Consider the following 23,103-nt stretch of genomic DNA (forward strand, 5'->3'; position numbering starts at 1 on the left):
GGGGCGCCTTGCAAGGCCGATGCCCATACCCGTACCGGGCTTTTCGTTCTGCCGCCGGGACACCGCTTCGCATGGCCGACCGGCGTGCGAAGCAGGCAGGAGAAAGAGAGATGGCTTGGAATCTGAGCGGCACATATGTGGAGAGCTGCAACTGCGACGTCGTGTGTCCGTGCACCACCTCGGGCCTCACCGCACCCGCCGACCAGGAGCGCTGCCAGGTGACTCTGGCGTTCAACGTCGCATCCGGCGAGATCGACGGCGTGGACGTGGCGGGCCTCAGCGTCGTCGTCTTCGCCGACACGCCCCGCGTGATGGCCGAGGGCGGCTGGCAGGTGGTCCTGTACGTCGACGGTTCGGCCGACGACAGCCAGGCGGAGGCGCTGGGCAAGGTCTTCTCGGGGCAGGTCGGCGGGCCGATGGCGGCGGTCACCCCCCTCATCGGTGAGGTCCTCGGCGTCGAACGCGTCCCCATCGACCACCTCGACGAGGGCCGCCGCCACACCGTGCGCGTGGCGGACGCCATCGACATCGAGATCGAGGACCAGGTGGCTCCGCAGTTCGGCGAGGACGGCCCGGTGATGGGGCTGACAGGCATGTTCCATCCGGCGAACAGCACGCTGACGGTCGCGCGGTCCACCCGGGCGGTCGGCAACGACGTGCACGGCCGCTCGTGGGACTTCACCGGCCGCAACGGACACTCGGCGTCCTTCTCATGGTCGGCGTGACCAGAACAACGCTGATCGTCCGCCGCGGAGCCGGCTGCACCTGGCTCGTGCTGCTCGCTGCGGCCGCCTGGACATGGTGGGTGCTGCGCTGGGGCGGTACGGGGAACCCGGCGATGGTCGGGGGTCTGCTCGCCTTCGTAGGCATGTGGACGGTGATGACGGCCGCGATGATGCTGCCTGCCACGGCGCCCATCGCCTCTTTGTACGCGCGGACGGCCGCGGTTCACCGGGCGCCGCGCATGATCGCGTTCACCGCCGGCTACGTACTGGTGTGGGCGGCCGCCGGGCTGCCTGCCTACGCCCTGGCCGCCGGCGCGGCTCAGGCGGGGACGGCGCGCACGGCGACGGGGACGGCGGTGGCCGCCGCTGTTTTCGCCGTCAACGGCGTCTACCAGCTCACCCCGCTCAAGGATCGCTGCCTCGCCAAGTGCCGATCGCCGATCGGGCTGATGCTGCGCTACGCGTCGTACAGGGGGGCGTCCCGCCATCTGCGGGCCGGTGCGCATCACGGCGCCTCCTGCCTGGGGTGCTGCTGGTCCTTGATGCTGCTGTTCGCCGCGTTCGGTGTGATGAACCTGTGGGCCATGGTGGGCCTGGCCGCCGCCGTCACCGCGGAGAAGCGCCTGCCGGAGGGGTACCTGGTCGCCCGGGTCGTCGGCATCACCTCGCTGGGCCTCGCCGTCGCCGTCTTCTGGGTACCCGCGCTGGCCCCCAACCTCACCCACGGCGGCATGGGCGGGATGCGCACCGCGTGAGCAGGAGGCGCTACCTTGCCAGGGGTGTGCCGGGCGGCTGCAGGATCCGGGGGTGGCCTTTTTGCGCACCGTCAGCCGGTGATGCCGGATCTCCGCGCGTTCATGGCGACGACCGCGGCGTGCCTGGGACAGGCGACCGCCCGGTTGCCGTAGCCCGCGCGACACCCGGTCCGGTGTTCCGGTCGCGCTCGGAGCGCTGGTGATAATCGGGGCATGGCCCTCCCGCTCTCCGTCTCCGAGTTCCGCCGATCCAGGCTTGCCCGCCGGGGGCCTGCCCTGCGCGTGTCCCCGGACGCACGGGCCGTTGCGTGAAGTCCGCCGAATCGCACTGGCGTCTGCTGGCCGACGTCCTCGCCGTGGGCGCGCCGTTCGCGCTGGCGGTAAGCGGCGGCGACGCCGTCCGGGCGCACGGCCTGGTGGACCGGCTCAGCCGGGAGGTGGACGTCGCCACGGAGAACCCCGCTCCGATGGCGGACATCGCCTCCGCGGTACGGAGCGGGCTGGAGGAACGAGGGTGGGCCGTACTCTCGTTCGATACCGACCCGCTCTCCGCGCGACTGGTCGTCATCGACCCGGCCACGGACGAGGAGCGTGAGCTCAACGTACTCAAGGAAGTCCTCTGGCGCCCGCCGGTCCCCACGGACCTCGGCCCGACGCTCTCCCTCGAGGACGTCGTCGGAACCAGGGTGCGGGCTCTGGCCGACCGTGGTTTCGCCCGTGACCTCGTCGACGTGCACGCGGCCTCCGACCGCTGGAGCCACCCGGAACTCGAGGAGCTCGGCCGACGCCACGCCCGTGACGCCTTCGACCTCACCGACCTCCAGGCCCGTCTGACCGGCGTGGAATGGATCGAGGACACGGCGTTCGCGGCCTGCGGACTCGGCGAGGACGCCGTCGCAGAACTGCGGCGGTGGGCCCAGGAATGGGCGGACGACATCGCGGAACGACTCGTCGAGTCCGGGACGCCCGAGGACGAGTGAGCCTCGCGTCGTTTCTTGACGAACTCCTGACGCGCAGGGCGCATCCGAAGATCCGTACGGCGGTGTCCACTTGGGTGTCATTCTTCGACACCCTGTGAGGGAAGTGAAGTGCCATGGAAGGCACCGTCGTCGCGGTCGTGCTCGTGGCCGTGCTGACTCTGCTCGTGCTGCGCGGCGGGATGCGCGTGGTCAACCAGGTCGAGCGCGGGGTCGTGTTCCGCTTCGGGAAGGCGCTGCCGGGCCACCGGGAGCCGGGCATCACGTTCCTGATCCCCTTCGCCGACCGGATGCGCAAGGTGAACGTGCAGGTGGTGACCCTGCCCATCCCGACGCAGGAAGGCATCACCAGGGACAACGTCTCGGTCAAGGTCGACGCCGTCGTCTACTTCCGGGTGACCGATCCGCTGCGGGCCGCCATCGAGGTCCAGGACTACGTCTTCGCGGTCGGGCAGGTCGCCCAGTCCTCGCTCCGGTCCATCATCGGCAAGAGCGATCTCGACGATCTCCTCTCCGACCGGGAGCGGCTGCACGAAGGGCTCGCCCTGATGATCGACAGCCCGGCCGCAGGGTGGGGCGTGCACATCGACCGGGTGGAGATCAAGGACGTGCAGCTGCCGGAGTCGCTGAAGCGGTCCATGTCCCGGCAGGCCGAGGCCGAGCGGGAGCGGCGGGCGCGCGTCATCACGGCGGACGGTGAGTTCCAGGCCGCGCAGCAGCTCGCCAACGCCTCCCGCATCATGTCGGACACGCCGGAGGCGATGCAGCTGCGGCTCCTCCAGACGGTCGTGGAGGTGGCGGCCGAGAAGAACTCGACGCTCGTGATGCCCTTCCCGGTGGAACTGCTGCGGTACTTCGACCGCGCCGCCCGCCAGTTCGGCCACGAGGACGGCGGCGCGGCGGTCACGAAGGCCGGTGACGCCGCCGACGGTGACCGGCCGGCGGCCACCCCGCGCGACCCCCGCATCGCCGAGGTCCCGGCCCCCGCGCCCGGGCCGCACACCGGCGAGGCGTAGGGGACCGGCAGGGAACGGGCGACGCCCGCCGGACGCCGGTCGCTGAACGACGCGTCCGGCGGGCACCGTCCCTCCGCACCCGGGCAGCCGCCGCCAGGCTTGCCTCGCGCTCAGCAGCCGGGCCGCGCGTTCGTCCGGTTGCCTTGGTTGGTCGGCGGCGCGTCCGACCGGGACATCCGGTACTTCGCCGGTCGGACCACCGGGCGACGGACTCGGCCCACACGGCCCTCCGCGGCCCCGGAACCTTCGGCGGAACCCCGCCGCCCGCGCCCGCCCGCGGCCGCGAGCGTCAGCGTCACAGCGACCGACCCGGCCGCCATCATCGTCATCGCCGCTGCCGGCGCGGTGAGTTGCGCCGCCGCGCCCGCCAGTGCCGCGCTCACGCCCTGCATCGTGAGCATGCCGGCCGAGTGCAGGCCGAGGGCGTGGCCGCTCAGTTCCTCCGGGATCAGGGCCATCAGGCGCTCCTGCTGGACGAGGCTCGCACTGAAACCGGCCGAGGCCAGGGCCACACAGACCGCCGCCACCGGCGGGGCGGGACGCAGAGCGAACAGCAGGTACGGGGCCGCCAGGAGCAGCAGGAGCGGGGTGCCGAGGCGGCGGCGCAGGGCAGGCGGGAGCAGGCGGCCCGTGGTGAAGTCACCGACGAACATGCCGAACGCCGCGCACGCGAACAGGGCGCCCGCCCGGTCGGGTGTGTAGGACACGTACAGCGACTCGCAGCCGACGACGAGGCCGTTCGGGACCCACAGGAGGAGGTAGACGATCCGGCGTTCCGGGGACGACCACAGCAGCGCGTTGGTGCGCCAGGTCCCTGCGACCGAGGGGCGGCCCGCGGTGCGGGGGGCGCGGCGCGTCAGGCCGAACCGGATCGCCAGGGCCGCGGCCAGGTACAGCGCCGCTGCCGTCAGGAGCGTCCGGTGCGGGGAGAGCAGGGCCACCAGGACGCCACCGGTCGCGTACCCGGTGATCTGCATGATCCCGTTCATCATGTTGAAGACCGAACGGCCCAGCAGATAGCCGTCCTTGGGCAGGATCTCGGTCAGCAGGCCCCAGCGGACACCGCCGCCGAGCGACTGGACCAGGCCGAGGACCAGCACCAGGGCGAAAACCGCCGCAACCGGCAGGCCCGGCGCCGCCATCAGCGCCGTACCGGCCGCGAACGCGGACGCGATGCCCGCCATCGTCGCCCGCGGCGGCAGCCGGTCGGCCCCCGACAGAAGCGTCGTCGCGCCCACGACCTGCGCCAGCTGCGGGCCGAACATGCTCACCGCGGACAGCAGCGGCGATGCGGTGGCGCGGTACACCAACGTGCCCAGGGCCAGGCCGCCCACGGTCGAGGCCGCCGTCTGGAGGGAGGAGGACAGGAAGAGCGGGGTGAACTCCCGCGAACGGAAGAGGTCGGAGTAGCTGCGCATGCGCGGAGTCTGAGCGGGTGTCGAAGGCGGCCGTTAATGTTTCGCGCACACGCGAAAGGAGGAGGCGGACGGGCCATGGGCCTCTGGTACGTCAATGCCGACACCCTCGCCGGAAGCCGGTTCGTGCTGTCCCCGCTCGCCGAGGTCTTCGCGAGTCTGAGGCTGCTGCACACGGGCACCGCCTCCCACCCCGGCGAACGCGCCTGGCTGGACACGCACCTGCCCGGCTACCGCCGGCGGCTGGCCGACGACCCCGTCACCGCACTGCTCGTCCGCAGCGGGCTGGGCGGGACGGGGGTCCCCCCTGCTCGGGGGGAGCCGAGGGCTCGAGGGTGGATCGCGGACTTCCTCACCCCCGTCCCGAGGGACGAGGAGACCTTCGAGGAGGGCGTCGCCCGGGTCCGCGCCGCCCCGCCGGACAAGGCCCGCGCCGACCTCGGCGTCTCGCTCGGCGGCCCGCTCCCCGCCCGACTGGACCGCGACGACCTGCCCGAACGCGCGGCCGGTCTGCTGGCCTACGTATGGGAGCGCACTGTACGGCCGTACTGGGACCGGCGGCGGCGTGTCCTGGAGGCCGACGTGGTCGCGCGGACCGCACAGTTCGGCCGGGACGGCTGGGCGGCCACGGTGGACACCCTGCGGCCGGGCCGCACGCGCTGGCTGGGCGGGAACCGGCTCCAGGTCAACCTCCACGAGTACCCGCCGCGCGAGATATCCGGCGCACAGCTCGTCTTCGTCCCCGTCACCCCGCAGCGGACCGGCTGGGTGTCCTGGGAGTCCGACCGGTACGCCATCGTCTACCCGTGCGCGGGCGTGCTGGCCCAGGGGCCGCGCAAGACGGTGCCGACGAGCCTCGGCGCCCTGCTCGGACCGGCCCGGGCCGGGGTCCTCGTCCTCCTCGACTCCCCCATGAGCACCAGCCAGTTGGTGGCCGTGACGGGGCAGGGGCTCGGCTCGGTCGGCCGCCACCTCAAGGTGCTGCTGGACGCGCGGCTGGTGGAGCGGCGGCGGGCGGGGCGGTCGGTGCTCTACTCGCGCACGGCCGAAGGTGAGGTACTGGTCACAGCACAGCGGGAGTGAGGGGCCCGTCATGAACCGGAGTTAGCATCCGCTCCATGACGACTACTGAAAACACCGCCGGATCCGTCCTCGACGTCGAGATCGGCGCCCTTCAGGGCGGCCCCGCCGACCTGTCCCGGTACACGGGCAAGGCCGTCCTCGTGGTGAACGTGGCCTCCAAGTGCGGGCTGACACCGCAGTACGCGGGCCTGGAGCGGTTGCACGAGCGGTACGCGCCGCTGGGCTTCACCGTGCTCGGGGTGCCCTGCAACCAGTTCCTCGGGCAGGAGCCCGGGAGCTCCGAGGAGATCGCGGAGTTCTGCTCGGCGACGTACGGCGTGACCTTCCCGATGACCGAGAAGATCGAGGTGAACGGCGAGGGCCGGCACACGCTGTACGACCGGCTCGTGGGTTTCGCGGACGCCGAGGGGCACAGCGGGGACATCCGCTGGAACTTCGAGAAGTTCCTGATCGGCAAGGACGGCCGGGTCGTCGCCCGCTTCTCACCGCAGACGGAGCCGGAGGCGGCCGAGGTCGTGGCGGCGGTGGAGAAGGCCCTCGCATGACGTCCGCCGGAGGCGATTGACCTTGCCCCTGGGGCAAGGTGGAGAGTCCTGGTCACCGGGCGGCAGGAGCCCGGTGACGGAGGACGGACGGGCCCACGGGAACGCCGGAGGTGAACCGGGCCGATGGGGAGAAGGCCGGCAGGGTGACCGACGATCTGCTCACCATCGGCGCGTTCGCCGCCCGGGCGCGGCTGTCGCCGAAGGCACTGCGGCTGTACGACCGGCTGGGGCTGCTGGCGCCCGCGCACGTCGACGAGACCAGCGGCTACCGCTACTACCGCGCCGACCAGGTCGAACGTGCCCGCACGGTCGCCCTGCTGCGCCGGCTCGACATGCCGCTCGCCCGGGTCGCCGAGGTGGTGGCGGCGGGCGAGTCGGACGGCGTCCGGGCGTCCGCGCTGCTCGGGGAGTACTGGGCCCGTGTGGAGGAACGGATCGCCGCGCAGCGGACCCTCGCCGAGTACCTCCGTGGACGACTGTCGGGGAGGAGTTCCGAGATGTACGGGAAGTTCGTGGTCGAGACGGTGGACGTGCCGGAGCAGGTGCTGATCACCGAGAAGCGGCACACGCTGGCGGACGAGCTGCCGGCCTGGATCGGGGCGTCGCTGGGACGGCTGGAGGCCGCCGCGCGGGAGTGCGGCGGAGTGACCGGGGCGCCGTTCGTCGTCTACCACGCAGAGGTGTCGCAGGAGAGCGACGGGCCGGCGGAGTCCTGCGTGCCCGTGGCCGACCAGACCGCGGCACGGGCGTGGGCGGAGGAACAGGGGCGGGCGTGTCAGACCCGGGTGCGGGTCGAGCCGGCGCAGCGGCTTGCGTACACCCGTGTCACCAAGGCGCAGGTGGCCCATCCGCAGATTTTGGCGGCGTTCGAGGCAGTGGAGACGTGGATCGCGGAACAGGGGCTGGAGTACGCGGGTCCCTGCCGGGAGGTGTACTTCACCGACTGGGATGCCGCGGGGCCCCAGGACGTGGTGTGTGACGTCGCGTTTCCGGTGCGCGTCCGCGGCTGCGCCGGCTCGTAGGACACGGCCGGCCGGGGTTGCCCGCGGCGGGGCGGGCAGCCCTCACCGCAGCTCCTGCGGGCACGGTGTTCCCCGGGGGAGCTGGTACGGGGCCGCCAGGTGGTACGTGCCCGCGTGCGGGGCCACGAGTTCCGTCCACTTGTCGCCCGCCGCGTCCTGCGGCGTATCCATCAGGCAGCCGTTGGTGTTGACGTACGCCTTGGGCGCGCCCGCCGGGCGGTGCTTCGACTCCTCGGTCTCCTGCGGCGGCTTGACGCCCTTGCCCTTCGCGTCCACCAGGCCCAGCCACGGCGAGTAGGGGACGCGGATGAGCACGCGGCCCGCCTTCTTCACCTCGATCGTCAGCTCTCCCTGATCCGCCCGGTCGACGACGGCCGGCGGGTCCGCCAGCGGTACGGGGTCGGTCACCGCGAACAGCTGCCAGTTCGCGTCGCCCCAGATCTGCTTCAGATAGGGCATGCCCCGCTGGACGAGTGCGCGTTCGCGCTCGCCGCCGACGCCGTCGGGCTCGCCCTTCGGCAGCACCACGTAGTGCACCGCCCAGCGCTGGAGCCACTCGTGGTAGTTCGCCGAGTTGAGCGTGTCGTCGTAGAAGAGCGGGTTGCGCTCCATGTCGGCCTGCCGGTTCCAGCCGCGCGCCAGGTTCACATAGGGGGCCAGCGCCGACGCCTCGCGGTGCGAGCGTGCCGGGACGACCTCCACGCGGCCCTTCTCCGCGCTCACCACCTGCAGCTGATTGACGAGCGGCGCCAGCTCGCGCGCCCAGGATGCCGCCGGGGTGGTGTGGACGATGTCGTCGACCGTCTTGAAGCCGATCCAGACGGTGAAGCCGACGAACGCGACAACGATGGCGTACCACTTCCGGCTGCGCGGCACAGCGAACGGCAGCGCCGCGATCAGCGCCACCCCCGCGAAGAGCATCGCCAGCCGCGTGATGTTCGAGCCGATCTGAGAACTGATCAGCCACACCAGGAGCACCGAGAGCCCGTAGACCGCCGCCGTGATCCGTACCGTCCTCCAGTCCTTGGGGACCAGGACGTAGACCAGGACCGCGTAGAGGAAGGGCAGGATCGCCGACGCCCATGTCATCGGCTGCGTGCCGGAGAACGGGAACAGCCAGGCCGACAGCGCGACCACCACGGTCGGCGCCAGGCCCAGCGCCCAGGCGCCCGGGCGGCGCTTCTGCAGGAACAGCGCCACCGCGACCAGACCGACGAACAGGCCCGCCACCGGGGACGAGGCCGTCGCCAGCGCCGCGAGCGGCGCGGCACACAGCGCCTTGGCCCAGCGCTTGTGGCGCCAGCGGTAGGGCCAGCAGAAGACGGCGGCCGTCGCGCCCAGCGCGAACATGGTGCCCAGGCCGAACGTCACGCGCCCCGAGATGGCGTTGCACAGCAGCGCGAACACCCCGGCCAGGGCAGGCCGCCACGGCTCGCGGACCGCACGGCTGCGGACGAGGATCAGCATCAGCAGCCCGGCCGAGATCGTGCCCGCGATCATCATCGTCGTACGGACGCCGAGCACCGACATCAGATACGGCGACACCACGCTGTACGACACCGGGTGCATGCCCCCGTACCAGGCGAGGTTGTACGCCGAGTCCGGGTGCCGTCCCACGAACTCCGCCCAGGCGTCCTGTGCGGCGAGGTCGCCGCCGCTGTTCGCGAACGTGAAGAACCAGACGAGGTGCAGCACCCCGGCGAGGACGGTGACGGACAGCGCCGGGTGTCTGCGGGCCAGGTCCGCGCCCCGCGAGGATCTGAGCCGGGCGAGCAAAGCATGGAGACGGGGGGCCGTCGCCGTGTCCTCGGCGGGGGGCTCGGGGTCACCGCCGGCAGCGGCCGACGGGCGGGTGGTGCCGTCCGGTGCCGGGGCCTCGGCCGGGGATCGCGTCGCGTCGGCGCCGGAAGCGCCCAGCGGTATTCGCGAGGCCTTGGTCCGGCCCGGATGACCGCCCGGATCGGCGTCGTCGGCGTGTGTCGGCTCCGCTGTGGCCACCTGAAGGCACTCCCCGTGTCCCGTTCGTGTTCTCGCCCCGTGTCCGGTTCCGTTCTCCCCCCGTGTCCGGACATCCGCAAGAGTTCCGCCACCGTTCCGCCGGGGGTCTCTCGAGCGTCCGCACCGGGTCAGGTTCCGCTGCCGGCGGCCTGTCCCGGTTTCGCGACGCTAGCACGCACCCCGGCGGCGGGGTCCCGGGTGGGCCCCGCCGCCGGGGTGCCGTGCCGTGCCGGACATCCGGTACGGCGGTTCAGGCCAGTCGGGTGAACTTCGCGGCGTAGCCCGGTTCCGTGAGGTCGTTCTGCAGGGCGACCGGGATCTTCACCGCGTGGCTGGAACCGTCGCCGACCGTCAGCTCCCCGACGACCGTGCCGGCCTTCGCCTCGTGCGGGACCGTCTTGCCGCCGGCATCGATCGTGATCCTGGTCTGCAGTCCCGGCCAGCCGACCGCCTTCATGTCCTTGGTGGCGACAACCGGGGTCCTGCCGCCGAGCTGGTCGTCCACGTACCCGACGACCTGGCCCTTCTTCACCACCGTCGCGGTGGTCAGGCTCTGCTGGATCTTGTTGATCAGCTTCTGGCTGTTGGTCAGCGCCAGCTGGAGGCTGTCCCAGACACGGCCGGTGCGGGCGTCCTGGTTGAGGACCGCGCCGTAGATCGTCTGCGTCCTGCCGTCGACCACCTTCGTGGCCGCCCACACCAGGTTGCCGCCGGCCGGGGTCGACGAACCGGTCTTCAGACCGATCACGCCGACCTGCTTCACCAGCAGGTCGTTGTTGTTGTAGATCGGCTTGGACAGACCGGGGATGTTCGCCTGGCCCATGCCGACGATGCCGCGGAACACCTGGTTCTGCATGACCGCCTTCGCCAGCTTCAGCTGGTCGACGGCCGTGCTCACGGTCGTCTTGGTCAGACCGCTCGGGTCCGTGTACGTCGTCCCCGTCATACCGAGACTCTTCGCTGCGGCGTTCATCTTCCCGACGAAGGTCTGACTGTCGGAGTCCCAGCGGGCGAGCAGCCGTGCCGCGTTGTTCCCGGAGGGGATCATCAGCATCTGCAGCATCTGCCGCTCGGTGAACTTCTGGCCCTTGGAGATGGCCGCCGTCGATTCGTCCGCTTTCTTCGACTCGTCAGCGGCCTGCTGGTCCACGGTGATCTGCGGACCGCCGTCGTTCCCCTTGAGCGGATGCTCCTGGAGGATGACGTACGCCGTCATGATCTTGGCGACGCTCGCGATGGGCCGCGGCGTCTGGTCGCCCTCGGTACCGATCGTGCCGACACCGTCGACCTCGATCGCCGACTGGCCCTGACCCGGCCACGGCACGTCGAGCTTGCCGCCGTCGAAGGTGTACGTGGCGTCGGCGGTCAGCCCGAGGGCCGCGGTCGGCAGCGGACGGACCGCCTGCACGATCGCAAAGACGATGACCAGCAGTACGACGAGCGGCGTCCAGATCTTGATCCGCCGCACGACGGTGCGGACCGGGGTCTCCGGGGGCGGCGGGGTGTTCGTCAGTTCGGCGAGCAGGTCCAGCGGCGGCTTCGGGGGAAGCGGCTGCTGGGCAGTGCGCTCGGGGCCGACCTGGGGCAGCGCGGTGGTCGCTTCGGCGGGGCCGACGGCGGCCTTCGGTTGCGCGGGCTTCAGCTCGTCCAACCGCTTCAACGCAACGAACTTGCTGGTGCGCTCGGCGTCGGACTCGTCGGTCGGCCGGCCGACGGGCTTGGCGTCGGCGGACTTCGCGTCGGCGACGGGGGTCTTGGAGTCGGCCTTGTCCGCGGTACCGGACGCGGACTTGTCCCCTGCGGAGGCGCCCGCCTTGTCACCGGCCGCCCAGCTCGGCCTGGGGGCGGGCTTGTCGGACGGCTTGGCGGCGGCCTTGTCCGGCGACTTGGTGCCGCCGAGCTTGAGCATGGTGGTGGGCTGATCGACGGCCGACTTATCCGCCTTGCCCGATTCACCACCATCTGCGGACTTGTCCGCGGGCTTTTCGGGGGACTTGGCGGCAGCATCCCCCGCCGACTTGACGGCAGCCTTGCCCGACGGCTTCACGTCACCGAGCTTCAGCATCGTCGTGGGCTGGTCGACACCCGACTTCCCCGACCTGCCGCCGCCGCCCGACTCACCCTCACCCTCGGACTTGGCCTCGGACTTGGCCTCGGACTTGGCCTCGGACTTGGCCTCGGACTTGGCCTCGGACTTGGCCTCGGGCGCCTCGGGCGCCTCGGGCGCAGCATCCCCCGCCGACTTGACGGCAGCCTTGCCCGACGGCTTCACGTCACCGAGCTTCAGCATCGTCGTGGGCTGGTCCACGCCCGGCTTATCGGCATCCGATTTACCAGATTTATCCACATTGCCCGATTCACCCTCATCCGCAGACTCGCCCGCGGACTTGTCCGCGGGCTCCTCGGGCGCCTCGGGCGCCTCGGGCGCCTCGGCGGCAGCATCCCCCGCCGACTTGACGGCAGCCTTGCCCGACGGCTTCACGTCACCGAGCTTCAGCATCGTCGTGGGCTGGTCCACGGCCGGCTTGGCGGCGGCCGCCTGGCCGGACTCGGCCGCCGTCGGACCCTTCCCGGCCGGGGACTTGGGGGCATCCTCGCTCTTGGGCTCGGAGACAGCGGGCTCCTCAACCTTCGCGGCCTCCCCGGCGTCCTTCTCCGTGGACTCCGGCGCATCCTTCCCCGCGGGCGCCTCCTCCCGGTCGCCGGAAGCCGACTCGCCGGAACCACCCTCCGGCGCGCCCGAATTGGCCCCGTCACCAGTGCCGGAACCACCGTTCACGCCCCGCGAGGCACCGCTCCCGCCCGTCTCCTCGGAAGCCCCGGCATCCGCGGCCCCCTCGGACGCGCCGGTTCCGTCCACGGCCGTACCGGCGGCGGAGCCACCCGGCGCCCGCTTGGAGACCGCCGCCGTCACCTGGTCGGCCCGCACCTTCTCTCCGGCCATCACGAGACGAGGATCGCGGTCGCCCACGGCCGGCGCCGGAACCGGGGCCCCGCTCCCCGACGTCGGTTCCACCGACGACTCATGCTGCTTCGACCTGTCGGGGGACTCGCCCGCCACCGATGCCTCCTCCTCGCGCCACGCACCCGCTCGCGCGCCTTGCCGAACCGTGAACCGCCGCCCGGACAATGCTGTCCGAACCATGTACCAGTGTCCTGTGTGAGGGATTCACCCCTGCGCTAGACGAGAACGACATACCTACCGGTTCCACTACATTCCGGTCACGCACCCTCGACAGACCATTGTGAGAGGGGTCACCCTGTCATTCATCCACGCGGGGAGGCATGGATGGGCAGGAGCCGCAGAACACTTCCGGAGGAGCTTCTGCTGCTGGCACTGGACCCGGCCACGGGTACCACTGCGCAGCCGCAGTCGCTCGACCTTGGTCTGGCCGGAGCACAGCTAGTGGAGCTGGCGCTGGCCGGACGGATAGCCCCAGACGGGGATCGTATCGCCGTGGTGGTGCCACGGCCGACTGGAGATCCAACTCTGGACAGCGCGTTGGAGTTGCTGCGCAGGCGCGGCGCTCCGGTACGGGCCGTCCACTGGATCGGCGGGCCACGTCTCGGGCTCCGCCAGATCTACCTCTCGCATCTGGAACGGTGCGGCATGGTCCAGGCCGTGGCCGGCCAGATGTGCGGGGTGCTGCCTACGACCCGTTACCAGGCCACGGACACGGCGATCAGCCGGGAGATCAGGTCCCGGCTGGATTCCGCGATCCGTACCGGCGTTCCGCCGGACCCGCGGACCGCAGCGCTCGCCGCGCTGGCCCACGCGGTCGGTCTGGGCAAGCATCTGTATCCGGGCAACGAGGGTCGCTCGTCCCGATCCCGGCTACGGGATCTGATCAGGCACGACCCCATGGGCGGCCTCGTGGCGCACGCCGTGATGGACGTCCAGAACGGCGCGGCCGCACAGCCTCGCCGCAGCCCGGCAACGGCCGGCCGCCCGGCCGCCGCGGCCAGGTCCGCGGCGGAACCCGCGCGCGGTGTACCGATGCAGCCGCGCCGCGGATCCATGGCGCGTGTCGTGGCCCACTGAGCCCCGGTCCCACGGCCCGCCAGGACCACAGCACGCCCCATCGGCCGAATCATCAGGACCGGCCGAGCAGGTACCGCACGACCCGGCACGCGCAACCGAACGAGCCGCACACCCAGTCCCGGTTCGGGAGCCGCAGCGGCCGCGCGGGGCGACGAGACCGTATGTCCGCACGTCCGGGCGAGGCCACGGTCCTGCCGCCCCGCGTGGCAGCATGCGCGCGCCGCAGGACTGCCGTCGGCGTACGGCACTTCGTACGAGCGGGCGCACGGCCGTACGGCGATCCGCGATGCCCCGGGGCCAACTCCGGCCAGGGAACGGTCGAGCGGCGCGCGGCCACGGCACATCCGCTGTTTCCCAGCGGTAGGAAGCACCTTGGTGGCAATCTGCTCAACAGCAGATACGCAAAGTAGAGGCACGCAGCCGGAGGTGCACGTCCGTGGCGTCGAATGTCAATCCCACCGTCCGGCGACGTCGGCTCGGCCAGGAGCTGCGCCGGCTCCGCGAACTGAAGGGCATGACGGCCGAAGAGGTTGCCGAGCGACTGCTCGTCTCACAGTCGAAAATCAGCCGTCTGGAGAACGGCCGCCGCAGCATCAGCCAGCGGGACGTCCGCGATCTGTGCGGTGTGTACGAGGTCGAGGACCAGCGAGTCGTCGAGTCACTGATGGAGATGGCCCGGGATTCGCGCCAGCAGGGCTGGTGGCACGCGTTCGGAGACATCCCGTACAGCGTCTACATCGGCCTGGAGACCGATGCGGAATCGCTGCGGGTGTACGAACCCCAGATCATCACCGGCCTGCTGCAGACCCGTTCCTATGCCGAGGCCCTCATCCTGGGGGCGCTGCCCGAGACGTCGCCGGCCGACATCGACAAGCGCGTCCAGGTCCGGATGCGCCGCCAGGAACGTATCGCCGCCGAGAACAACCCGCTCCGCCTGTGGGTGGTCCTGGACGAGGCGGCGCTGCGCCGGGTCGTGGGCAACAACCACGTGATGCGGGAGCAGTTGGACCACCTCGCCGAGATGTCCCGGCTGCCGCACGTCACCGTGCAGGTGCTGCCCTTCGAGGTGGGGGCACATCCGGGTCTCAACGGGCAGTACGCGATCCTGGAGTTCGCCGACGCGGCCGACTCGAGTGTGGTGTACCTCGAGGGCGTCACCAGTGACCTGTATCTGGAAAAGGCTCATGACGTGCAGAAGTACGCGGTGATGTACGAGCATCTGCGGGCCCAGGCCCTCAATGTCGAGCAGTCCCGTCGGTTCATCTCGGACAGGGCGAAGGAGTACGCCAGCTGAGAGCCGGGCACGAGGGGCGGCGCATAGTACACCAGAGAAACCTTTGAGCGTAAGTCTCAACTGGAATATGCCATCCGAACGAGTGAACGAGCCCTCCGAGCAGAGAGGTTGACGAGTAGCTTCGATCACGCCATCAGTCAGAACAAGTTGGCGTGAATCGCACCGCGGACAACGTTTGGAACCCGAGGCGCGATGACAGCAACTCAGCAACTCGCTACCGGAGTGAACATGGCAGTTCTTCAGGGGGCCACGGCAACGTGGACCAAGTCGTCGTACTCGGCCGGCAACGGCGCCTGCGTCGAGGTGAAGTCGCCCACCACGGCGACGCTCGCCGTACGCGACTCCAAGGTTCCCGAGGGGCCCGTCCTGGCTTTCCCCCCCGCCGCCTGGAACGCCTTCGTGGCGTCGATCAAGTAGCACCGAGCAAAAACGTCACACGACAGAGCCCTCTCGACTGGCCCGCCGTCCCGGCCGAGGGGGCTTCGCTCACCCCTCTTTCTGGCTCGGTTCCCGTCCGGGGTGCTCGAGTCGGTGTCGAGAGGACGACCGTGCTCAGCCCTTCATTCGTCAGCGGAGCCGGTCAACGTAGCGGTCCGTCCCCGGCACCGTCGGGATGAACGGTGCCACCAGCTCCACCCTCCCCGGCCCACCTTCCGCCACCGCCCGGTCCAGCCCCGTGAAGTGCTCCTCCCAGCACTCCCCCGGGTCCGTGTCCAGGAACCACAGCAGGGTCAGGCGCGTGTCCACGCCCTCCACCTGCTTCACATATGTCATACGGTCGCCGGGCAGCGGAGTCGGCCGGAAGACCGTGACCATGGCCGCCGGGGAGCCCGCCAGGCGGCCGGGCAGATGACGGGTGCGCAGCCACTCCAGCAGCTCGGCCCGCTCCCGCGGCCCCTCCGCGTCGACGACCTCCAGGACCAGCCCCGCATACGGGTGGTCCAGCGCATGGGTGTCGCGCGGACCCGCCGTGCCGTCCCGGTAGACGGTCGCCTCGTGGTCCTGGAATGCCGTGAAGACGTGGGTGCGCTCCTGGTGGACGCGCGCGTCGCGGTTGAGGCGCTTGTTGATGGCCACCGTCCAGCGCATGTGGTCGTCGTAGCGGCCGTCCGTGATCCAGTACGTCGAGAGGTAGCATCCCGCCGTCACCGGCTGCGCGACCGCCGACTTCTCCGGGTAGCGCAGAAGTTGCAGCTCCCGGGTGGCGACCCAGCGGCGACCCGCGAACATCCACGGCATGGCCATCGCGCCCGCGTAGTAGTGGTCGTCCTCGTACCAGCGGTTGTACGCGTACTCGTGGCCCGGGTGCGGTTCCACCATGGTGATCAGCGCGTGCCCCGGGTGGACGCCGTAGGGACCCACGGCGGCCAACTCCGCGTACACCTCGCTGCGCGTGTCCTCACCCATTGCGGTTCCCCTTCCTTCCTCCGCCGGACGCCCATACTCTGACGGTCTGTCAGTTATTTGGCCAGAGTCACGACGGCCGTCGGAAGAGGGGGCTCGATGTCACTGCTCCAGGGCAAGACCGTCGTCGTCTCGGGCGTCGGCGCCGGGCTCGGCCACCAGGTCTCGGCGGCCGTGGTGCGCGACGGCGGCAACGCGGTGCTCGGCGCGCGCACGGAGGCGCATCTCGCCAAGTCCGCGGCCGAGCTCGATCCGGACGGCGCACACACGGCGTACCGGGCGACGGACATCACCGACGAGGCGCAGTGCGAGGCGCTCGCGGCGCTGGCCCTCGAACGCTTCGGACGGATCGACGCGGTGGTCCATGTGGCCGCCTGGGACAGCTACTTCGGCGGCCTGGAAGACGCGGACTTCGCCACCTGGCACTCGGTCATCGACGTGAACCTGCTGGGCACCCTGCGGATGACACGGGCGTGCTTGCCGGCCCTCAGGACGTGCGGCGGCTCGGTCGTCTTCATCGGCACGCAGTCGTCCGTGGCCGCTCCCTCCCAGGTGCGACAGGCAGCCTACGCGGCGTCCAAAGGGGCGCTGACCAGCGCGATGTACTCACTGGCCCGGGAACTCGGACCGCACCGGATCCGGGTCAACACCGTACTGCCCGGCTGGATGTGGGGCCCGCCCGTCGAGGCGTATGTGCAGTTCACCGCGCACACCGAGGGCGTGCCGGAGGCGGAGGTGAAACAGCGCCTCACGGACCGGATGGCGCTGCCCGAACTGGCCACGGACGGCGATGTGGCGGACGCCGCGGTGTTCCTGGCCTCCGACCGGGCACGGGCGATCACGGGGCAGTCCCTGCTCGTGAACGCCGGAGAACTCATGCGGTGACCCGGTGAACTCCCGGGCAGGGCGGGAATGTCGGTGCGGCCGTCACATTCCGCGGCTCCCCTCCGGACCTCACGGGACCCGCATCCCGTGAGCCCGATCCATCGGATGTCTCCCACTGGCGAAGTGCCCGCTCATGGTGTGTTCGGTGTCACGAGCGCGACAACCGGCCAACGGGTCAAGAGAACGTAAATTGGTTCTGATTGCTGATCTGTGTTCATATCCATGATCTAGAAAGGTCTTGACCGCCCGCCTGCCCGGCGGTTCAATCCCCCCAAGTCCCCACTCCCGCACGGGGGCGCCGCCCGAGTGCGCGTACTGGCCGAAGTGCCGTCCGGTATCTGCAGGTTCACAAGGCGGACCCCTGGAGGGGGCACATGAACGGTCTCGACTGGGCCGTCCTGGTCGCGTACTTCGGCGTGATGACCGCGATCGGCGTCTGGTCCCACAAACGCGTCGACAACGTCAGCGACTTCTTCACCGCAGGCGGCAAGATGCCGTGGTGGCTGTCCGGCATCTCGCACCACATGTCGGGCTACAGCGCGGTGATGTTCACCGGGTACGCCGGCATCGCCTACACGTACGGCGTCACGTCCTACGTCACCTGGGCGCTGCCCATCGCCATCGGCGTGCTGATCGGCGCAAGGCTGTTCGCGCCCCGCCTGAACCGGCTGCGCTCACGTCTGCAGGTGGCGTCGCCGCTGGAGTACCTGAAGGACCGCTACAACGTGCCCACACAGCAGGCACTGGCCTGGTCCGGCATCCTGCTGAAGATCGTGGACGTGGGCGCGAAGTGGTCCGCGATCGCGACGCTGCTGAGCGTCTTCACCGGGGTCACGCTCACCCAGGGCATCGTCATCACCGGCGGCATCACGGCGGTGTACTGCACGATCGGCGGCCTGTGGGCGGACGCGCTGACCGAACTGGGGCAGTTCGTCATCCAGTTGCTGGCGGGGCTGGCCATGCTGGTCATCGCACTGAACAAGATCTCCGGTCAGGGCGGTCTGTCCAAGGCGCTGGACTCGCCGAAGCTGGACGGTCACGGGCACGGTTTCGCGGGCCCCTACCTGACGGTCTTCTTCCTCGCGTACCTGTTCATCAAGCTGTTCGAGTACAACGGCGGCATGTGGAACCAGGCCCAGCGCTACATGGCCACGGGCAGCGCACAGCAGGCGACACGATCCGCGCTGCTGTCGGCGGGCCTGTGGTTCGTCTGGCCGGTCGTCCTCTTCATTCCGATGTGGCTGTCACCGCTCCTGGTCACGGCGAAGAAGCCGGACGGCTCCGACGCGTACGGCCTGATGAGCGAACAGCTGCTGCCGCACGGTCTGCTGGGGCTGGTGGTCGTGGGCTTCTTCTCCCACACGATGGCCATGTGCTCCTCCGACGCCAACGCGATCGCTGCGGTCTTCACCCGGGACGTGGCGCCGGTGCTCTCGAAGGCGGCACGGGCGTGGAACACCCGGACGGGCCTGATCGCGGGCCGGGTGTCCACGGTCGCCTTCCTCGGCCTGTCGATGGCGGTGGCCACCCAGGTCAACTCCCCCACCTTCAAGGACATCATCACCGTGGTGATCAAGTGGGTGGCCGGTCTGATGGGCCCGATCGCGATCCCGTTCATCCTGGGGCTGCTGCGCCCGTTCCACAGGTCGGGCCCGACGGCGGCGCTCGGCAGCTGGGCGGCCGGTCTGGTGGCGTTCTTCCTCGTCAACTACCACCTCGACTTCTCCCAGCGCACCGATGTGAGGCTGGAGTACCAGGTGGCGCTTCCGATGGTGATCTCGCTGGTCCTGTACATCCTGATCGGCCTGGTGAAGCCGGAGGACACACCGCAGAGGGACGGGATCATCGAGAAGGTGAACACGGACGACGACGGGGCATGGGCGGCGGTGCCGACGCCGGATCCCGTTCAGCCCGGTCCAGGCACAACCAGCCCGTAGTGGCAGGTGCGGCCCCTACGCCCGGGGGTACCGGGCGAGCCACCCCGGCGACGACCCACTCGGCCCGTGCAGCGCAGCTCCTTGCGTCATCTCCATGGCGAAGTCGTCCGCCAGCACCAGGAGCGTGGGACGCCCCTCCAGCTCGGCCAGCCACGCCGGCGGGAGGGCCGTCTCCCCGTGCAGCGCGCCGAGCAGCCCGCCGGTCAGTGCCCCCGCCGCCCCCGAGGGCCCCCCGTGGTTCACCGCCAGGCACAGCCCGTGCCGGACGTCCTCCCCCACCAGCGCGCAGTACACGGCGACGGCCAGCGCCCCCTCCGCCGTACCGCCCCCGTACAGTTCCTCGATCCGCCCGGGCGTGGGCATCCCCTGCCGCACCGCTCCCAGCGCGTGCTGCAGCGCGTCTGCGACCGGCTGCTGTCCCGGCCGCGGGGCGATCAGCGCGAGGGCGCGCTGCACGGCCGCGTCCAGGCTCTCGCCGCGGGCCAGCGCATGCACGATCACGGCGTACGCGCCCGCCGCCAGATACCCCGTGGGATGCCCGTGCGTCTGCGCGGCGCACTCGATCGCGAGCTGCAGCACGAGCTGCGGCTCCCAGCCGACGAGCAGCCCGAACGGCGCGGAGCGCGCGGCCGCGTCGGGGCCCGGTTCGCCGGGGTTCTTGGGGGCGTCCAGCGTGCCCATGGTGTCGTCGCCGAAACCGAGCAGACAGGCCCGGGCGGGAGAGCGGCGGGCGTACAGCCACTCCTCGCGGGCCAGCCATCCGTCGTCCTTGCGGCGCTCGTCCGGGCCCCAGTCGCGCTGGGTGGCCGCCCAGCGCAGATACGCCCGGTGCAGATCGGTCGGCGGATGCCAGGCCCCCGTGTCACGGCGGACCTGCGCGCGGATGAGCCCATCGACGGAGAACAGGGTGAGCTGCGTGAGATGGGTGATCGCGCCGCGCCGACCGTGCCCGAAGGCGAGGTCGCGAAGCCCCTCATGGCCGTGCGCCTCGCGGATCTCCTCCAGGGTGAGCCCGTCGAGCGGCGCGCCCAGGGCATCGCCGACGGCCACGCCGAGCAGCGTCCCGCGCACACGACTGCGAAAGTCCTGCTGCTCGGTGCGGCCCCAGACAGCACCGGCTGTCGCACCCACCCAGGCCTCCTCACCGCACCGCCCGCACCTCCGACGCGCAGCACTGTAATCGACGGGGAACGGTCGGTTCAGATCGCCGGGACGTCACGCACGCCACACTTCGGCCACCGCCCGCGATGTGGCAGTCCACGAACTGGAACGGCCTGGACGCGGCCACCCGCGTCGTCATCCTGACCGGGCGGTCCTGCTGGTGACGCATCTGCCGGGGGCGGTCAGGGAGGACAGCTGATCACCTTCGTTCACGAAGGGCTCGTGGTCGGATCTCCTGGCGTACGCGGCGGGGCGCTGAACCGAACCGCCGACTCTTCCAGCACCCTGTCGCGGCTCGTCCGAATCCACTCGTCGTCGGGCGACAGAGCCCTCGCCCTGTCCAGATCGGCCAGAGCCGCATCGTAGGCGCCCAGTCGCGCGTGGACGGTCCCACGTTGGCACACCGCCCAGGCGTAGTCCGGCCGCAGCTCGACGGCCCGGTCCAGGGCGGCCAGCGCCTCCGTGTGACGGCCGAGGTTGGACAGCGACACTCCCCGGCTCGCGTACGCCGACGCGTACTCCGGGTCGATGACGAGCGCGCGGTCGTAGTCGGCGAGGGCCTCCTCGTCACGGCCTGCCCCGCGCAGGGCGTCACCGCGCTCGCAGTGGCCCCATCCCCAGTCGGGCCACAGGACGAGGGCCCGGTCGAGGTCGGCCAGCTGCCGGGCGTGGTCGCCGAGTCCGCGCCAGACCCGCGCCCGGCGGCCGAGCGCCCAGGCGTAGTCCGGCTTGAGTTCCAGGGCCCGGTCCAGGTCCGCGAGCGCCGCCTCCAGGTCGCCGTGGCGTTCGTAGGCGGCGCCGCGTGAGGCCCGGGCGAAGTCGCTCGTGGAGTCGAGCCGGATACCCTCGGTGAGGTCCCGGACCGCCTCGTCGTGGTGGCGCAGGATCCGGTGGTACTCGCCGCGCAGGATGACGTTGTAGGGGTTGTCGGGCTCCAGCGCGAGCACGCGGTCGAGGTCGTCGAGCGCGGCCTCGTGATCGCCCGTTCCACCGCGCGTCAGGGCCCTGCCCCGGTGGGCCCGCACCAGATCCGGGTCGAGGGCGAGGGCCCGGTCGTACTGCTCCAGCGCCCGTTCGTACTCGCCGCCGCGCGCAAGGGCATCGCCGCGCGATGCGCAGGCCGTCGCACGCCAGGGCTCGTCGCCCCGGGCGCGGCTCAGCAGCAGCCGCAGTGCCTCGGCCACCCCGCCCTCCGCAAGCGCCTCCGACAGTTCGCTGCCCCACACCCGGACGGATTCGACGTCCGCGTCCCCGCCCGCCTCGACGAGGAGCCGCGCCCACCGCCGCGCCACGTCGTCACCGTAGTCGCAGACGGTGACGACATCTGCCAGCACTGTGGACAGCGCGGCGCGGGGCACCGCGCACAAGGAGTGGTACGACTCGGCGAGCCGCACCTCGCGCCAGCCGTCCTCCGCCCAGAACTCGCGGGGCTCCAAACCCGCTTCGGCCTCCTCGCGCCACCGGGCAAAGGCCTCCGCGAGCCGCCCGTGCAGCTCCGCCCATCCACGGGGCGACCGCATCCGCAGCAACCGCAGCATCGGTGCCCGTACGACATCGTGGTAGCGCACCCGGGCCCCGCGCTCATCGGTGAACGGCATCCCCCTCAACCATCCGTACAGGCCGTCGAGTTCGTCCTCGGCGCACTCGGCCGCGACCCGGAACACGTCCACATCCAGCCATCGGGGCAGCGCACACGCCAGTGCGACCCCGCGGCGCACCGGATCCTGCTCCCACTTCAGGAACCGCTCCACGGCCGTGGCACTCGGGTCCCCGACGCCGTGGGGGTCCGCGGGCCTCGCCTCGGCGAGGGTCGACACGAGCACCGGCAGTCCGCCCGTGAGGCGCAGGACCTCCTCGACCACGGGCTCGGCCACGACCCCCTTGTCCGCGAGCAGCCCCCGCGTCTCGGCCTCCGTGAACGGCCCGAGCGGCACATCCACGACGAAGTCGGCGAAACCGCCCCAACGGGCGGTGTCGAAGGCGCGCTGGCCTGCCGTCACCACGACGACCGTGGCGGGAAGTGCGCCGTGCCGGTCTGTTGTCATCACCTCGTGCAGCCAGCCGTCCAGGAACGGGCCGGTTCGCTCGTAGGTGTCGAAGACGAGAACGATCCACGGCACCGTCGAAGCGGCGTCCGAAAGCTCGCCGAGCAGCACCGGCGTCAGCACCCGCTCCGGCGACAGCACCAGCTGCACGTCCTCCTGGTTGCGGAAGCGCGCGCTGAGGCCGGCCCTCAACCGGTCGGCTCCCTGGGCGAGCCGGTCCGCGTCAAGGGCGCCCGCGAACGCGCCCACGCCCGGGACCATCCCCAGCCCCACCAACCCGGCCCGCGCCACCGCCAGGCTGCCCGCCGACGGCCCCTCCTCCTCGGTTTCGAGCGTCGCGACCGCCGCCTCCGCCTCGTGTCGCCGCTCCCGGTGCGCGGCCAGCAACCGGTCCAGTTCCTTGAACCGGTGTCCCTGCCCTGCGAACTGATGGCTGATCGTCGCCATCGTCTCCGGCACGCTGCCCGCGCTCTCGTCGACGTAGGCGGTCATGGCGCCCTTCTCGCGCGCGAGCTGCTCCAACTCCCGTACCAGGAAGGTCTTTCCCACGCCTGCATTACCGTGCACATGGAACAGGAACCGGTGCCGCTCGTCCTCGGGCGCGAGCTCGAAGTTCGCCCGGAACGCGGCCCGTTCGGCTCCCCGGCCCACGAACCCGGCCCGCCTGCGCTGGCGGATCAGCTCCTGCATCGACGGCCGCGACTGCGCCACGACGTCCCCCTCCAGCCGTTCCGAAGCCCGTCCGGGACCATTCTGGCTCAATGTGCATGGGCCGCACCCGGCCACAAGAGAAGATCAA

18 protein-coding genes and 1 pseudogene are annotated in these 23,103 nt (G+C 71.0%); 13 read left to right on the forward strand and 6 right to left on the reverse strand.

What is annotated here, in order from left to right; genetic code table 11:
* Positions 1-110: 110 nt before the first annotated feature.
* The 4 genes from AAW14_RS22175 to AAW14_RS22190 all read left to right on the forward strand — a co-directional run bounded on the left by AAW14_RS22175 (position 111) and on the right by AAW14_RS22190 (position 3,473).
* Positions 111-725 (forward strand): DUF1326 domain-containing protein, encoded by a 615-nt coding sequence (locus AAW14_RS22175; protein WP_265565662.1) that lies wholly within the window; start codon positions 111-113, stop codon positions 723-725.
* Positions 722-1,480, forward strand: coding sequence for a DUF2182 domain-containing protein (locus AAW14_RS22180; protein WP_265565663.1), 759 nt, complete (start codon positions 722-724; stop codon positions 1,478-1,480). Before AAW14_RS22175 ends, AAW14_RS22180 begins: the two co-directional genes overlap by 4 nt.
* A 308-nt stretch (positions 1,481-1,788) precedes the next feature.
* Positions 1,789-2,460: a nucleotidyl transferase AbiEii/AbiGii toxin family protein gene (locus AAW14_RS22185; RefSeq protein ID WP_265565664.1), complete on the forward strand. Its 672-nt coding sequence runs from the start codon at positions 1,789-1,791 to the stop codon at positions 2,458-2,460.
* Between the two features lie 113 nt (positions 2,461-2,573).
* Entirely contained in the window at positions 2,574-3,473 is a 900-nt protein-coding gene (locus AAW14_RS22190) for a slipin family protein (RefSeq protein ID WP_265565665.1), read from the forward strand.
* A 110-nt stretch (positions 3,474-3,583) separates the two neighbouring features.
* Here the strand turns inward: AAW14_RS22190 and AAW14_RS22195 are convergent, their stop codons facing one another.
* Positions 3,584-4,891 (reverse strand): MFS transporter, encoded by a 1,308-nt coding sequence (locus tag AAW14_RS22195; protein ID WP_265565666.1) that lies wholly within the window; start codon positions 4,889-4,891, stop codon positions 3,584-3,586.
* 75 nt (positions 4,892-4,966) lie between these two features.
* On the opposite strand from AAW14_RS22195, the gene AAW14_RS22200 reads away from it, so the two are divergent.
* From AAW14_RS22200 to AAW14_RS22210, 3 genes are all read left to right on the forward strand, one after another.
* Positions 4,967-5,971: an ArsR/SmtB family transcription factor gene (locus AAW14_RS22200; RefSeq protein ID WP_265565667.1), complete on the forward strand. Its 1,005-nt coding sequence runs from the start codon at positions 4,967-4,969 to the stop codon at positions 5,969-5,971.
* A gap of 35 nt (positions 5,972-6,006) precedes the next feature.
* Positions 6,007-6,516 (forward strand): glutathione peroxidase, encoded by a 510-nt coding sequence (locus AAW14_RS22205; protein WP_265565668.1) that lies wholly within the window; start codon positions 6,007-6,009, stop codon positions 6,514-6,516.
* Between the two features lie 110 nt (positions 6,517-6,626).
* Complete coding sequence (locus AAW14_RS22210; protein WP_265565669.1) at positions 6,627-7,538, forward strand: MerR family transcriptional regulator; 912 nt, start codon at positions 6,627-6,629, stop codon at positions 7,536-7,538.
* 42 nt (positions 7,539-7,580) lie between these two features.
* Here AAW14_RS22210 and AAW14_RS22215 read toward each other — a convergent pair whose 3' ends face one another.
* Both AAW14_RS22215 and AAW14_RS22220 read right to left on the reverse strand, forming a co-directional pair.
* Entirely contained in the window at positions 7,581-9,536 is a 1,956-nt protein-coding gene (locus AAW14_RS22215) for an MFS transporter (protein WP_265565670.1), read from the reverse strand.
* A 250-nt stretch (positions 9,537-9,786) separates the two neighbouring features.
* The gene (locus AAW14_RS22220) at positions 9,787-12,480 is read right to left on the reverse strand and encodes a serine hydrolase (RefSeq protein WP_265565671.1); all 2,694 of its coding nucleotides are present in this window, start codon (positions 12,478-12,480) and stop codon (positions 9,787-9,789) included.
* 345 nt (positions 12,481-12,825) lie between these two features.
* Here AAW14_RS22220 and AAW14_RS22225 point away from each other — a divergent pair, with 345 nt between their 5' ends.
* The 3 genes from AAW14_RS22225 (at position 12,826) to AAW14_RS22235 (ending at position 15,289) form a co-directional block, all read left to right on the forward strand.
* Positions 12,826-13,578, forward strand: a complete 753-nt coding sequence (locus tag AAW14_RS22225; RefSeq protein WP_265565672.1) for a GOLPH3/VPS74 family protein — start codon at positions 12,826-12,828, stop codon at positions 13,576-13,578.
* 436 nt (positions 13,579-14,014) lie between these two features.
* A complete protein-coding gene (locus AAW14_RS22230) occupies positions 14,015-14,872 on the forward strand; it encodes a helix-turn-helix domain-containing protein (RefSeq protein WP_265565673.1) in 858 nt (285 codons plus the stop codon).
* A 228-nt stretch (positions 14,873-15,100) separates the two neighbouring features.
* Positions 15,101-15,289 carry a DUF397 domain-containing protein gene (locus AAW14_RS22235; protein WP_265565674.1) on the forward strand — a complete coding sequence of 63 codons (189 nt, stop codon included), beginning with the start codon at positions 15,101-15,103 and terminating at the stop codon, positions 15,287-15,289.
* 150 nt (positions 15,290-15,439) lie between these two features.
* On the opposite strand, the gene AAW14_RS22240 is transcribed toward AAW14_RS22235, so the two are convergent.
* Positions 15,440-16,279: a hypothetical protein gene (locus AAW14_RS22240; RefSeq protein WP_265565675.1), complete on the reverse strand. Its 840-nt coding sequence runs from the start codon at positions 16,277-16,279 to the stop codon at positions 15,440-15,442.
* 96 nt (positions 16,280-16,375) lie between these two features.
* On the opposite strand from AAW14_RS22240, the gene AAW14_RS22245 reads away from it, so the two are divergent.
* The gene (locus AAW14_RS22245; RefSeq protein WP_265565676.1) at positions 16,376-17,161 is read left to right on the forward strand and encodes an SDR family oxidoreductase; all 786 of its coding nucleotides are present in this window, start codon (positions 16,376-16,378) and stop codon (positions 17,159-17,161) included.
* Between the two features lie 374 nt (positions 17,162-17,535).
* Complete coding sequence (locus AAW14_RS22250) at positions 17,536-19,098, forward strand: sodium:solute symporter family protein (RefSeq protein ID WP_265565677.1); 1,563 nt, start codon at positions 17,536-17,538, stop codon at positions 19,096-19,098.
* A 15-nt stretch (positions 19,099-19,113) separates the two neighbouring features.
* On the opposite strand, the gene AAW14_RS22255 is transcribed toward AAW14_RS22250, so the two are convergent.
* On the reverse strand, positions 19,114-20,229 hold the full coding sequence (locus AAW14_RS22255; protein ID WP_265565678.1) for an ADP-ribosylglycohydrolase family protein: 1,116 nt from the start codon (positions 20,227-20,229) through the stop codon (positions 19,114-19,116).
* A 113-nt stretch (positions 20,230-20,342) separates the two neighbouring features.
* Here AAW14_RS22255 and AAW14_RS22260 point away from each other — a divergent pair.
* A pseudogene (locus AAW14_RS22260) lies at positions 20,343-20,458 on the forward strand (DUF2165 family protein); the annotation flags it as partial.
* A gap of 10 nt (positions 20,459-20,468) precedes the next feature.
* Here AAW14_RS22260 and AAW14_RS22265 read toward each other — a convergent pair.
* Entirely contained in the window at positions 20,469-22,994 is a 2,526-nt protein-coding gene (locus AAW14_RS22265; RefSeq protein ID WP_265565707.1) for a tetratricopeptide repeat protein, read from the reverse strand.
* Positions 22,995-23,103 lie beyond the last annotated feature (109 nt).

Source organism: Streptomyces hygroscopicus, assembly GCF_026168105.1.
GTDB lineage: Bacteria > Actinomycetota > Actinomycetes > Streptomycetales > Streptomycetaceae > Streptomyces > Streptomyces hygroscopicus_D.

Coding starts and splice junctions, on each gene's coding strand:
- AAW14_RS22195 (WP_265565666.1), bottom strand. CDS start 4,891: ATGCGCAGCTACTCCGACCTCTTCCGTTCGCGGGAGTTCACCCCGCTC.
- AAW14_RS22245 (WP_265565676.1), top strand. CDS start 16,376: ATGTCACTGCTCCAGGGCAAGACCGTCGTCGTCTCGGGCGTCGGCGCC.
- AAW14_RS22205 (WP_265565668.1), top strand. CDS start 6,007: ATGACGACTACTGAAAACACCGCCGGATCCGTCCTCGACGTCGAGATC.
- AAW14_RS22265 (WP_265565707.1), bottom strand. CDS start 22,994: ATGCAGGAGCTGATCCGCCAGCGCAGGCGGGCCGGGTTCGTGGGCCGG.
- AAW14_RS22240 (WP_265565675.1), bottom strand. CDS start 16,279: ATGGGTGAGGACACGCGCAGCGAGGTGTACGCGGAGTTGGCCGCCGTG.
- AAW14_RS22220 (WP_265565671.1), bottom strand. CDS start 12,480: ATGGCCGGAGAGAAGGTGCGGGCCGACCAGGTGACGGCGGCGGTCTCC.
- AAW14_RS22235 (WP_265565674.1), top strand. CDS start 15,101: ATGGCAGTTCTTCAGGGGGCCACGGCAACGTGGACCAAGTCGTCGTAC.
- AAW14_RS22200 (WP_265565667.1), top strand. CDS start 4,967: ATGGGCCTCTGGTACGTCAATGCCGACACCCTCGCCGGAAGCCGGTTC.
- AAW14_RS22175 (WP_265565662.1), top strand. CDS start 111: ATGGCTTGGAATCTGAGCGGCACATATGTGGAGAGCTGCAACTGCGAC.
- AAW14_RS22250 (WP_265565677.1), top strand. CDS start 17,536: ATGAACGGTCTCGACTGGGCCGTCCTGGTCGCGTACTTCGGCGTGATG.
- AAW14_RS22225 (WP_265565672.1), top strand. CDS start 12,826: ATGGGCAGGAGCCGCAGAACACTTCCGGAGGAGCTTCTGCTGCTGGCA.
- AAW14_RS22190 (WP_265565665.1), top strand. CDS start 2,574: ATGGAAGGCACCGTCGTCGCGGTCGTGCTCGTGGCCGTGCTGACTCTG.